Origin of the sequence: Pandoraea cepalis (genome assembly GCF_902459665.1) — a bacterium.
In the GTDB taxonomy this organism is placed as follows: Bacteria; Pseudomonadota; Gammaproteobacteria; order Burkholderiales; family Burkholderiaceae; genus Pandoraea; species Pandoraea cepalis.
In genome coordinates, this window is record NZ_CABPSL010000001.1 from 310,383 (window position 1) to 322,316 (window position 11,934).

Annotated in this window: 10 protein-coding genes and 1 pseudogene; 9 read left to right on the forward strand and 2 right to left on the reverse strand. The window is 62.6% G+C overall.

Annotated elements, in window-relative coordinates; all coding sequences use genetic code 11:
• Positions 1-26 precede the first annotated feature (26 nt).
• The 8 genes and pseudogenes from PCE31106_RS01390 (at position 27) to PCE31106_RS01425 (ending at position 8,048) form a co-directional block, all read left to right on the forward strand.
• A complete protein-coding gene (locus PCE31106_RS01390) occupies positions 27-878 on the forward strand; it encodes an SDR family oxidoreductase (protein WP_254440877.1) in 852 nt (283 codons plus the stop codon).
• A 21-nt stretch (positions 879-899) separates the two neighbouring features.
• Positions 900-1,295, forward strand: a complete 396-nt coding sequence (locus PCE31106_RS01395; RefSeq protein WP_026132324.1) for a dihydroneopterin aldolase — start codon at positions 900-902, stop codon at positions 1,293-1,295.
• Between the two features lie 13 nt (positions 1,296-1,308).
• Complete coding sequence (gene ttcA, locus PCE31106_RS01400; protein WP_051060353.1) at positions 1,309-2,253, forward strand: tRNA 2-thiocytidine(32) synthetase TtcA; 945 nt, start codon at positions 1,309-1,311, stop codon at positions 2,251-2,253.
• A 111-nt stretch (positions 2,254-2,364) separates the two neighbouring features.
• Positions 2,365-3,726, forward strand: coding sequence for a bifunctional UDP-N-acetylglucosamine diphosphorylase/glucosamine-1-phosphate N-acetyltransferase GlmU (gene glmU, locus PCE31106_RS01405; RefSeq protein ID WP_017235741.1), 1,362 nt, complete (start codon positions 2,365-2,367; stop codon positions 3,724-3,726).
• 118 nt (positions 3,727-3,844) lie between these two features.
• Positions 3,845-5,674 carry a glutamine--fructose-6-phosphate transaminase (isomerizing) gene (glmS, locus tag PCE31106_RS01410; protein WP_150562137.1) on the forward strand — a complete coding sequence of 610 codons (1,830 nt, stop codon included), beginning with the start codon at positions 3,845-3,847 and terminating at the stop codon, positions 5,672-5,674.
• A gap of 368 nt (positions 5,675-6,042) precedes the next feature.
• Positions 6,043-6,624 (forward strand): annotated as a pseudogene (locus PCE31106_RS24675) (YjaZ family protein).
• A gap of 177 nt (positions 6,625-6,801) precedes the next feature.
• Positions 6,802-7,062, forward strand: coding sequence for a hypothetical protein (locus PCE31106_RS01420; protein WP_150562139.1), 261 nt, complete (start codon positions 6,802-6,804; stop codon positions 7,060-7,062).
• Between the two features lie 26 nt (positions 7,063-7,088).
• The gene (locus tag PCE31106_RS01425; protein ID WP_150562140.1) at positions 7,089-8,048 is read left to right on the forward strand and encodes a GlxA family transcriptional regulator; all 960 of its coding nucleotides are present in this window, start codon (positions 7,089-7,091) and stop codon (positions 8,046-8,048) included.
• Positions 8,049-8,128: 80 nt separating this feature from the next.
• Here PCE31106_RS01425 and PCE31106_RS01430 read toward each other — a convergent pair whose 3' ends face one another.
• Together PCE31106_RS01430 and PCE31106_RS01435 are read right to left on the reverse strand one after the other, a co-directional pair.
• A complete protein-coding gene (locus tag PCE31106_RS01430; protein WP_150562141.1) occupies positions 8,129-8,416 on the reverse strand; it encodes a DMT family transporter in 288 nt (95 codons plus the stop codon).
• 81 nt (positions 8,417-8,497) lie between these two features.
• On the reverse strand, positions 8,498-9,484 hold the full coding sequence (locus tag PCE31106_RS01435) for an SLAC1 anion channel family protein (protein WP_174974909.1): 987 nt from the start codon (positions 9,482-9,484) through the stop codon (positions 8,498-8,500).
• 310 nt (positions 9,485-9,794) lie between these two features.
• On the opposite strand from PCE31106_RS01435, the gene PCE31106_RS01440 reads away from it, so the two are divergent.
• The gene (locus tag PCE31106_RS01440) at positions 9,795-11,825 is read left to right on the forward strand and encodes an aconitase family protein (RefSeq protein WP_150562142.1); all 2,031 of its coding nucleotides are present in this window, start codon (positions 9,795-9,797) and stop codon (positions 11,823-11,825) included.
• Positions 11,826-11,934 lie beyond the last annotated feature (109 nt).

Here is an 11,934-nt window from a genome sequence, read left to right on the forward strand (position 1 = left end):
ACCGCCCTCTGACAGGAATTCGCCGCATGACCGTTGCATCGACGCCACGCCCTACGTCCGCCGAAGGTGATGCCGCCTGCCCGCCGGCTGTACCGCCGGTGCCGCGTGTTGCGCTCGTGACGGGCGGCGCGCGCCGGATCGGCCGCGCGATCGCGCTGCGCCTCGCCGGTGTGGGGTGGGACATCGCCGTTCACTACGAGCGTTCGCATGACGAGGCGCTCGAGACCGTCGCGGCCATCGAGGCGCTGGGGCGCCGGGCGGTCGCGTTGCAGGCATCGCTCGCGGACGAAGCCGCCACGGCAGGGCTCATCGGCCGGTGTAGCGAGGCGCTGGGCGTGCCCACCTGCCTTGTCAACAATGCCTCGCGCTTCGAGTACGATAGCGCGGGCGATTTCGGCTATCAGGCGCTGGAGCGCCACATGCGCGTGAATGCGGGTGCACCGCTCGTGCTCGCGCGCGAAATGCATGCCGCATTGGGCGAGTCGGGGCGAGGCGTCGTCGTCAATCTGCTGGATCAGAAGCTGGCGAATCCGAACCCTGATTACCTGTCGTACACGTTGTCGAAGGCCGCGCTGGCGCTGGCGACGACGTTGCTTGCCCAGGCGTTCGCGCCCCGCTTGCGCGTGGTCGGCGTGGCGCCTGGCGTGACGCTGTTGTCGGTCGACCAGACCCCGACGGGCTTTGCTGCGGCGCATGCGGCCACGCCGTTGGGCGCATCGTCGACGCCGGAGGACATCGCGCAGGCGGTGGCGTATCTGGCCGACGCGCCTGCGGTGACCGGCACCGTGTTGTATGTCGATGGTGGGCAACATCTCGCGAGTTCGTCGCGTGACGTGAAATTTCTGACCGAGCCGGCCGATGCCGACCGGTCTCGTTGATTGTCATTAAGAGTTTTCAAAATGCATAGCGCTCTTTCTCACCCTCGCCTGATGGACTGCCGCCGCATGTTCCTGCGCGACTATGAAGTGTTCATCAACATCGGCGTGCACGATTACGAGAAGCGTGGCGAGCAGCGCGTGCTGATCAATGTGCAACTGTTCGTGCCGCTCGCCGAGAGCACGCCCTTGGCGGACAAGCTCGACGAAGTGGTCGATTACGACTTCATGCGCGAGACCATTGCCAAACGCGTGGGGCTGGGCCACATCCACCTGCAGGAAACGCTGTGCGACGACGTCGCGAGTGCGCTGCTCGCGCATCCGCGCGTGCGTGCCGTGGGCGTGTCGACCGAGAAACCCGATGTCTATCCCGATTGCCACTCGGTCGGTATCGAAGTGTTCAAGATGAAGGATGCCTGACATGAGTGCCGTCATGCCCGAGACCAGCGCGCCGCTGGTCGCGACCGGAACCGTCGCCCCCGATAGCGTGAAGAAAGCGCAGAAGCTCGCGTTCGAGAACAACAAACTCGAGAAGCGGCTGTTCCGTCTGACGGGACAGGCCATTGGCGACTACAACATGATCGAGCAGGGCGATCGTGTGATGGTGTGCATGTCCGGCGGCAAGGACAGCTATGCCATGCTCGACATCCTGCTCAAGCTTCGCGAGCGTGCGCCGATCGACTTCTCGATCGTGGCCGTCAACCTCGACCAGAAGCAGCCGGGTTTCCCGGAGCATGTGCTGCCCGACTACTTCCGCTCCATCGGCGTGGATTTCCACATCGAGAACCAGGACACGTACTCGATCGTCAAGCGCGTGGTGCCGGAGGGCAAGACCACGTGCTCGCTGTGCTCGCGCCTGCGTCGCGGCATTCTCTATCGCGTGGCGGGCGAACTCGGCGCGACCAAGGTTGCGCTGGGCCACCACCGCGACGACATCATCGAGACCGTCTTCCTGAATTTGTTCTACGGTGGCAAGCTCAAAGGCATGCCGCCGAAGCTGCAGTCGGACGACGGCAAGAACGTGGTAATCCGCCCGCTCGCCTACGTGCGCGAATCGGATCTCGAACGTTACGCCGAGTACAAGCAGTTCCCGATCATTCCGTGCACGCTGTGTGGCAGCCAGCCGAACCTGAAGCGCGCCGAGATGAAGTCGCTGATTCGCCTGTGGGAGAAGCAGCATCCCGGGCGCATCAAATCGATTTTCAGTGCGCTGTCGAATGTGGTGCCGTCGCATTTGATGGATACGAACCTTCATGACTTCAAGAATCTGCGTGCGACGGGGCAGCCCGATCCGCTCGGCGATATTGCGTTCGACGAAGCGCCGTGCGGCGACGAGAACGACGCGGGCATCATCCGTATTACGCAATTCGACGACTGATCGCGAGCGACCCCACTCGCTGCATTGAAACCTGACGCAGCCTGCCGGACGAACCGGCGCGGCCGCCTGACCCCGATACACGGATTTCCACTCTCGAATCGTCACGACGCCATGAATATTGTGATTCTCGCCGCCGGCATGGGTAAGCGCATGCGCTCGAAGCTGCCCAAGGTGCTGCAGCCGCTGGCCGGCCGGCCGCTTCTGTCGCACGTGATTGCGACCGCACGCAAGCTCACGCCGGGCAAGCTCATCGTGGTGATCGGTCACGGTGGCGAGGCCGTGCGCGACGCGGTGGCCGGCGACGGCGTGCATTTCGCCGAGCAGGCGCAGCAGTTGGGCACCGGACACGCCGTGCAGCAAGCGGCGTCGCTGCTCGACGAGTCGGTGCCGACGCTGGTGCTTTACGGCGACGTGCCGCTCACGCGCCCCGAGACCTTGCAGGGGCTGCTCGACGCTGCGGGCAGCGAGAAGCTGGGCGTGCTCACCGTCGATCTGGACAACCCGACCGGGTATGGCCGGATCGTGCGCGACGCGGCGGGCAACGTGCTGCGCATCGTCGAACAGAAAGATGCCAACGAGGCTGAACTGGCCATTCGCGAAATCAACACCGGCATCATCGTGGCGCCGACGCGCGCACTCAAGGGCTGGCTGGCCGGTTTGAAGAATCAGAACGCGCAAGGCGAGTACTACCTTACTGACGTGATCGCGTGTGCGGTCGCGGACGGCGTGCCGGTCGTCACCACGCAGCCGGCCTTCGCGTGGGAGCCCAACGGCGTGAACGACAAGGCGCAGCTTGCCGAGCTGGAGCGTGACTACCAGCGCAATGCGGCGGGCGCACTGCTGGCGGCGGGCGTGACCCTGATCGATCCGGCGCGCTTCGACCTGCGCGGCGAGATCGCGTGCGGCACCGACGTCTCGATCGATGTGAATTGCGTGTTCGAAGGCCGGGTGACGATTGGCGATGGCGCGACCATCGGTCCGAACTGCGTGATTCGCAACAGCACCATCGGCGCGGGCACGCACATCGAGGCGTTCAGTCATCTGGACGGCGCCGTGGTGGGCGCCGACGCGCACGTGGGGCCGTATGCACGTCTGCGACCGGGCGCAGATCTGGCCGACGAAGTGCACATCGGCAACTTCGTGGAAGTGAAGAATGCGTCGCTCGCGAAGGGCTCGAAGGCCAACCATCTGGCCTACGTCGGCGACTCGACGGTGGGCGCGCGGGTCAATATCGGCGCGGGCACCATCACTTGCAATTACGATGGCGCGAACAAGCATCGCACGGTGATCGAGGACGACGTCTTCATCGGCTCGGACACGCAGCTCGTGGCGCCGGTGACGGTGCGACGCGGCACGACGATCGCCGCCGGCACCACGGTGTGGAAGGATACGCCGGAAGATTCGCTGGTGCTCAACGGCAAGACGCAGGAAGCGAAGACGGGTTACATCCGTCCGCGCAAGCAGAAGCAGTAAAATCGGCGGTTATGGACCGGCGCGCGACGCACAAGCAAGCCAAAGCGGGCGCCGGCGAGTCAAAACGGATTGAATCCGATCGAATGCGCCAGGATTTCTGGCACGAAGGGAAGCGAATATGTGCGGCATTGTCGGCGCGGTAGCGCGACGTAATGTAGTACCGGTGTTGGTCGAAGGGCTGCGTCGTCTGGAGTACCGCGGCTACGACTCGTGCGGCGTGGCGGTATTGAAGGATGGCGTGCCGCAGCGTGCGCGCAGCGTATCGCGCGTGGCGGATCTCGATGAGCAACTGGCGCAGACGCACCTGGGCGGCGAGACGGGCATTGCCCACACCCGCTGGGCGACGCATGGCGCGCCGATCACGGACAATGCGCATCCGATCTTCTCGCGCGACGACGTGGCGCTGGTGCACAACGGCATCATCGAAAACCATGAGAGCCTGCGTGACGAGCTGCGCGGTCTTGGCTACGAATTCGTGTCGCAGACCGACACCGAGGTCATTGCGCACCTGGTGCATCACCTGCTATCGAACGGCGCCGCGGGCGATCTGTATCACGCGGTGCGTCTGGCGACGCGCCGTCTGCACGGCGCTTACGCCATCGCGGTGTTCCGCAAGCAGGAGCCGCACCGCGTGGTGGGCGCGCGCGCGGGGTCGCCGCTGGTCGTGGGCGTGGGTGAGGGAGAGAACTTCCTCGCCTCGGATGCGCTGGCGCTGGCCGGCACGACCGATCAGTTCATCTACCTGGAAGAGGGCGATGTCGTCGAACTCACGCTCGAGGGCGTGACGATCGTGGACCGTAACGATGCGGCCGTCGAGCGCGAAGTGCGTACGGTGCAGGCGTACACGGGCGCGGTGGAGCTGGGGCCGTATCGTCACTACATGCAGAAGGAAATCTTCGAGCAGCCGCGTGCGATCGGCGACACGATGGAGGGCGTGGAAGGCATTTCGCCGACGCTCTTCGGCGAGAAGGCCGAAGCGGTGCTGAGCAGTGTCGACTCGATCCTGATTCTGGCGTGCGGCACGAGCTATTACTCGGGCCTGACGGCCAAGTACTGGCTGGAGTCGTTGGCGCAGATTCCGACGCAAGTGGAAGTGGCGAGCGAGTATCGCTATCGCGACAGCGTGCCGAATCCGAAGACGCTGGTGGTGACGATTTCGCAGTCGGGCGAGACGGCCGACACGATGGCGGCGCTGCAACATGCGCAGTCGCTGGGCATGACGAACACGCTGGCGATCTGCAATGTGGGCACGAGTGCGATGGTGCGTCAGACGGCGCTGCACTACCTGACGCGCGCGGGGACCGAGATCGGCGTGGCGTCGACGAAGGCGTTCACCACGCAGTTGACGGCACTGTTCCTGCTGACGCTGACGATCGCGAAGCTGCGCGGGCGGTTGACGGCGGCTCAGGAAGCGGACTATCTGACGCAGTTGCGACACCTGCCGGCGGCGCTGCATAGCGTGCTGGCGTTGGAGCCGCAGATCATCGCGTGGGCGGAGGACTTTGCGCGTCGCGAGAATGCGCTGTTCCTCGGGCGCGGGCTGCATTACCCGATCGCGTTGGAAGGCGCGCTCAAGCTCAAGGAAATCTCGTACATTCACGCCGAGGCGTATCCGGCGGGCGAACTCAAACATGGTCCGCTGGCGCTGGTGACGGAAGAGATGCCGGTGGTAACGGTCGCGCCGCGCGATGCGCTGGTCGAGAAGCTGAAGTCGAACATGCAGGAAGTGCGTGCGCGTGGCGGCCAGTTGTACGTTTTCGCCGACGCGGACACGCAGATCGCGAACGCCGACGGCATCCACGTGATTCGCATGCCGGAGCACTACGGCCAGCTGTCGCCGATTCTGCACGTCGTGCCGCTGCAATTGCTCGCGTATCACACCGCCTGCGCACGCGGCACCGATGTCGACAAGCCGCGGAATCTGGCCAAGTCGGTGACGGTGGAGTGAGGGCAGGCTATAGGGCGAGTTGACTGTGTAGAGGATTACGAAACCTACCTTTTTCCTAAAGAGTGCCACTTTGCGAAAAGTGGGTATCGATTCCTGAGTGACCCTGAAAGACAAAGCCGGAGACGTGTATAACGCTCCGGTTTTTTTGCGCAGCGACATGTCTGTGACATCGCGAAACTGACTGAATTCCCCTCTTTTTTCACAACGTTGCGTCGTGGGGAAGTGGGTTTGTAACGCGATAGCGTGCTCAATGTGTCGGTAGCCTGACCGGCGTCGTTCTGAAAAAATAGAATGTTATGCAACGTCCATTCGAATAGGATGCCGATGCATTAAGATTGTCGACTTTCCAAATCAGAGCGCACACGTAAATGTTGTTGGTCGAGACGCGGACCGAAAAGTCGGCGCGAGAACTGCCGCAACCGTTCGGAACGGTCGTCTTTCGGGGGGGGGCCTGGGATTTGAGTCACCTTGAACCCTTCGTCTTTAAGGCGGTGGTGGCGCCGGGGCTCGAAGTGTCAGTGCTTGTCCTATTTTCATGCCATTGTTTTACGAAGAGTTTTCGATGGGACGCGCGTCCGGCGTTGGAAATCCCCGAGCATGAAATCTACGCCGACGAGCGAGAGCGACGAGTGCTGTGTGAGCAGCGCTACAACCTGTCGCGACGGCTGCTTCGTTAGATTGTGACGTCTCTGGGCGTGCGCCGCATCACGCTGGCGGACGACCGACGCCCCAACTTCGTGACCCTCGAGCATGTTGATGCCGGAAAGACCGTGCTTTATGCAGTGTTCTTCGAAGTCGAAAAGGACAAGGCTCGGAAGCGCCTCGTGTTGCGAGTGCAATCCGCGTACGTACTTGAAGGTGGCCTGACGAAACGTCAACGCGAAGCGAAGAAAATTGCGCTGAGGACGCTGCTTCGCAACGTTCAGAGGGGGACGCCGATTCGAGCGTAAGCGTCGCGCGAAACCGGTAGGCAGAAAGACCAACGGCCACCTCTCGGTGGCCGTTGCATGCGGGATTCTCTATCTACATTTCTGCAGACTTCCCACTCCGGGTGGGACCTGGTTTCCCAGGCGGCGCTACGTTTTTCGCACCCGCTTGTACGTAGCTTTCAGCGCCGATACTAATATATGGACCTCGACGAGGTCAAGTATCGAACTCGCGTACTAGCCCACGAAGGCGCCCGTATAGACATCGAGCAGCAGCTCGTGCCCTTGGTTTGGATAAGCAAGCAGCCAGAACGCCCGCAACGCGCATCGTTTCATCTGCGACATCGGCAGCTTGGGAAAATGTTGCCGACGTCGGCGCGGCACGATTCATCCATTTCGGCCAGACTGCATGAATTCTCGGCCAGTTCCTGGCAAGCGCAGGCCGCGGCAACTACACTGTAATGTCATTGGGACAACAGGTCGTAGCCATGAAAGTTGCGGTGCTCACCTTTCCAAACGTGCAGATGCTCGACCTTGTCGGGCCGGTGGAAGTCTTTCACGAAGCGGCGCGGCAGGCCGGCGCGCCTTCGACCTATCAGTTCGAAATTGTCTCCACGACGTCGGGCGTTTTGCTGGCGTCGAACGGAATGACGATCACCCCCGATACGACGTTGGACACGAGCAGCGCGGATATCGATACGCTGTTGATTGCCGGCAGTCCATCGATGCAGCTGCTGGAGGACGATGCAGCGATCCGTCAATGGATATTGCGTTACGCAAAGACGGCGCGTCGTATCGGATCGGTATGTTCGGGTGCTCTCTTGCTTGCGCGCGCAGGCTTGCTCGACGGTCGCAAGGCCACCACGCACTGGAACTACACGGCACGCCTGAGCCGCCTTTATCCGAAGGTGGATGTTCAGCCGGACCAGATTTTCGTCAGGGACAACGGCATCTACACGTCGGCGGGCGTAACGGCGGGTCTGGACCTCGCATTGGCGCTTGTGGAAGAGGACCTGGGGCGAGCTGTCGCCATGAAAGTCGCGCGTCAGTTCGTCATGTTTCTCAAACGCCCCGGTGGGCAGTCGCAGTTCAGCGCGTATCTGACCGCACAGGCGTCGGAGAAGAGCACCATCCGAGATGTGCAGGAATGGGTGCTTCAGAATCTGTCGCAGTCGCTATCGGTGGAAGCGCTTGCGGAGCGTGCCGGAATGAGTGCGCGAAATTTCGCGCGCATCTTCAAGCAAGAATGTGGCACGACCCCCGCATCGTTCGTCGAGGACGCACGCATCGATGCGGCACGCAGACTGCTGGAGGAAACCCAACACCCCTTGAAGAAAGTAGCGAGTCTGACGGGTTTTGCCGATCCTAATGGACTGCGGCGCGCTTTCCTGCGCAAGCTCAGTGTCTCCCCGGTGGACTATCGGCGACGCTTTCGCATGGCCGCTTAGCGGCACACGACTGACGCGCCGCCCCGCCTCTTGGTGCCGTGCCAGTCGGCACGGCATGCCGATATCGCTCGGGCGCGACGCTAAGCAATCGCGCCGGCCGTAATGCGCAAGCCGACGACGCCGGACAAAATGAGTGCGATGCATACCACGCGCGCCACCGACGCCGATTCGCCGAGGAAGATCATGCCGATGACGGCCGTGCCGACCGGAAGCGATCTGAGCGACGTGTTCAACAACCAGATACTGCCTAGTCCTGTGATGGCGGCATAAACGCTTGGCCAGAGCCGGCTGAACCCCACCGACCATTTCATCCCGAAGGCGAAAGCAATTTCCAGAAGTCCAGCGACACTGAGCACGATCCAAGACATAGCGAATTACCGATGTAGCGTAGGGGCGATCAAAATGAAAACGCCCTCCGGGCAGAGGGTGCCATGGCAGAGCCGGCAATTTCAGCCGACCAGAAGTCGATGCGTGAACAAGCGGTGCAACGTGCGCACGAAGAGCACGAGGATGGCCGCGCTCAGGAAGGCCAGGATCAGGCCGGCAAGCCCCTTGAGCACCCAGGTATCCGAGTAGGCCGCGTACTTGATGGCCGCATTGGACAGCGCCGCAATCGGGAAGCTGATGGCCCACCACGAGGCAGCGAAGGGAATCGACCGGCGGAAGACCTTGAACGAGAGCGAGATGAACAGGAACAGGCCGAAGTAAAAGAGCAGGCCGGCAAACATGTCCACATGGTGGGTGACGTTCACGTACGCCAGGAAGCCCACCTCGAACGGTGCCATCATGATGATCAGCGACGGCACCATGCCGGCCGGCAGCGGTTCATGATGCACCACGCGCGAGAAGATCATCGTGAAGAACACGAGCGCCATCATCGTGCCGATGGCAATCGCGAACATGTTGAGCTCGTGCGCCCACGCCATCGGCATCGTGCCGCCGGCCACGGCGATATCGAGTGTGGCAACGCCGGGAATCAACCAGGCCGGCGCCGCGTGGGCCGGATCCTCCTGGCCTCGGAACAGCCGACCCGCGATAACGAAGGCCAGACCGATCGTCAGAATGGATCCGAGGGTCCAGACGACTTCGCCGAGCACTGCGCTGTAGAAGCCGACGACGGACGAGAGCAGCAGCACCGCAATCGTGATGGTGCCGAAGAAGTTGCCCGCGACGGGATGATTGAATTCCGCTTTGACGACCGCGGGATACCGCGCCCACTTGACGGCGTAACCGATTGCCAGGGCAAGGAACGTGAGGATGGCGATGAGGCCAATCCCCTCCGCGATCTCCACATCGGCGCCGAAGAGCTGATGGGCGCCACGCCACGCAAGCGACAGTCCGGAAATACCCATGACTGACGCAAACAAATTGACGGGAAGGTGCTTTACCGAACTACGCGGCTGAACATATTGCGTAGTGGTGGTGGCATGACTCATGATTTCCTCACTGACTTTCGGTCGTACGCCGGCGCCGCAATGGCAACCCGGCTCGCTGGAGCGAAGCGTCGCTCGCGCCGTGAGGAAATTATGGGATGCGGTGGGCAAGACCGAAAGTGACGTAATGCGGCAATTCCTGCCAACGTTGTGGCAAACATTGCCACCTGCGGGGAAAGGCGCGCCAGCTATGTGTCAGAGGCGCGTCGCGCGCGCAAGCCGGGGCCTTCGCAAATCGGGATGGCGACCTGCATGAATCGGCACTTCAGGATCGCGTGAGTGTTCGGTACATTGCCGGGACCAGGAGCGCTGCATGACCGAACTTCACATTCCAGGCCGCATTCTCTTCCTCGGCGACGACCCCGACGCGATCGATGCCCAGCTTCAAGGGCGTGCATTGAATCCTGCACAGGCGGGGTCGCTGCGCAACGATGTGTCGACCGACGAGATCACGCCGATTCCGGTGCTGACGTATTACGACGACCGTCTGGGACGCTATCCCTACGTCGGCCTGAAGGCCGGCGAGCGGACACCGATCGGCACGGACAGCGTGAAGCACGGCGGGTTCAGCGTGACAGTCGCTGGCAAACGCTACGGGAAAGGCTCATCGCGCGAGCACAGTCCGGTCGCGGAACGTCGTGCGGGCATCGTCCTGGTCATCGCGGAGAGCTTCGAGCGCATCTATCGACAGAACGCCGACAACGTCGGCTTGTTCACGTCGACGGACTTCGGACTCATCGACCGAATCCAGCGGGGTGAGGCGATCGACATCGAGGAGCTGGTGGCGCCGCGTGACACACTCGCTGCCGCGATTCTGAGGCACGGTGGCCTGCTCAAGTACGGTCAGTCGCGCATGCGCGACGTTCGTCCTTACGCCATGGCGAATACGTCGCCCCGGCCGCAGACCCTCGCGGAGAAGATCCTGTTACGTCATCGCGTCGTGACCGACGATGTCGATGGCGGTCTGCCACCGGGCGCCGGCGGCTTCGTGAAGGCGGACTGGCGCTTTATCCACGAGTACTACACGGGCATGTGCACGCACATGCTGCATGCGGCATTCGGACGACCGACTGTGCTCCACGAGCCGCAGTCGATCATCGCCTTCGAAGATCATCTCTCGTATTCGAATCGTAGCCCGGTGCATAGCCAGAACGGGTTGATGACCGGCGTGTACCACTTGTCCAGCGCGCATCGCGACTTCGTCCGCGAGTACGGCATTCGCCATCATGGCTATCTAGGCGACGCCGACGTGGGCCATGGGAAAGGGTCCGAAGGTATCTCGCACGCCGTTATGGCCGAGCGTTACGCATTGCCGGGTCAGGTCGTGGTCGGCACGGACTCCCATACGCCGCATAGCGGTGCGGTGGGTTGCGTGGCGTTCGGCGTGGGAACGACTGACATGGCCAACAGCATGGTCACCGGTGCGGTGCGGTTGACGGTGCCCGCGTCGCTGCGCATCGATCTCGTGGGTCGGATTCCCGCGGGCGTGACGGCAAAGGACATCGTGCTCGAACTGCTCGCGGCGCCCCGCATCAAGGCAGGCGCGGGCGTGGGCAGGATCTTCGAGTTCGCGGGAGAGGCGATCCGGCAGTTGTCGACGGACGAGCGTGCTACGTTGACGAACATGACCGCCGAACTGGGCGGATTCACAGGCATCGTTGCGCCAGACGAGGAAACGGTTCGATTCCTGCGCGAACGCCGAGGCGTGACGTTCGTCATCGAAGACTGGATGCACAGTGATGAGGGCGCGGTCTATGCGGACGTCATTCGCATCGATTGCAGCGCGGTCGTCCCGATGGTGGCGCGGCCGGGCGATCCCGGAAACGGCGTGCCGATCACCGATGTCACCGAAGGGCCGATTCGCTTCGATATTGCCTATGGGGGATCCTGCACCGCCGGCAAGCGTGAAGACTTCGACTATTACCATGCGGTCCTGTCATGGGCGGCGGAGCGCGGACTGAAGGTGCCCTCGCATGTGAAGTTGTATCTGCAGTTCGGCACCGTTGCCGTTCGGGACTACTGCGAGCATCGTGGTTACCTGAAAGCGTTCGAGCAGGTGGGGGCGGAATTGTTGCAGCCCGCATGCGGCGCGTGTGCGAACTGTGGCCCGGGGTCGTCGACGCACGCCGAGCAGGTGACGATCAGTGCCATCAATCGGAACTTCCCAGGGCGCTCCGGACCCGGCAAGGTTTGGCTGGCCAGTCCGCCGACGGTCGCCGCGAGCGCCATCGCCGGTGAGTTGGTGTCGTTTGAGGAATTGCAGCGACGGTTCGGTGATCGCCTGCCGGACGCGCAGTCCCCATCGACGTCGCCGAGAGCGCTCCCGTCGTCGCCGTGTGCCTGAGCAATCCCCGCCCCTTGCGAAGGCTTGAGGGGGAGCGACGCGAGAAACGTGTAGAAAAAAGTGGCGCCAATATACTGGGGTGGAGTATATTGGCGCACCCACACTATGC

Bases quoted from the DNA above. Each gene is read 5' to 3' on its own strand.
- glmS (WP_150562137.1), top strand. From the start codon at position 3,845: ATGTGCGGCATTGTCGGCGCGGTAGCGCGACGTAATGTAGTACCGGTG.
- PCE31106_RS01435 (WP_174974909.1), bottom strand. From the start codon at position 9,484: ATGAGTCATGCCACCACCACTACGCAATATGTTCAGCCGCGTAGTTCG.
- PCE31106_RS01390 (WP_254440877.1), top strand. From the start codon at position 27: ATGACCGTTGCATCGACGCCACGCCCTACGTCCGCCGAAGGTGATGCC.
- glmU (WP_017235741.1), top strand. From the start codon at position 2,365: ATGAATATTGTGATTCTCGCCGCCGGCATGGGTAAGCGCATGCGCTCG.
- PCE31106_RS01425 (WP_150562140.1), top strand. From the start codon at position 7,089: ATGAAAGTTGCGGTGCTCACCTTTCCAAACGTGCAGATGCTCGACCTT.
- PCE31106_RS01430 (WP_150562141.1), bottom strand. From the start codon at position 8,416: ATGTCTTGGATCGTGCTCAGTGTCGCTGGACTTCTGGAAATTGCTTTC.
- PCE31106_RS01420 (WP_150562139.1), top strand. From the start codon at position 6,802: ATGGACCTCGACGAGGTCAAGTATCGAACTCGCGTACTAGCCCACGAA.
- PCE31106_RS01395 (WP_026132324.1), top strand. From the start codon at position 900: ATGCATAGCGCTCTTTCTCACCCTCGCCTGATGGACTGCCGCCGCATG.
- PCE31106_RS01440 (WP_150562142.1), top strand. From the start codon at position 9,795: ATGACCGAACTTCACATTCCAGGCCGCATTCTCTTCCTCGGCGACGAC.
- ttcA (WP_051060353.1), top strand. From the start codon at position 1,309: ATGCCCGAGACCAGCGCGCCGCTGGTCGCGACCGGAACCGTCGCCCCC.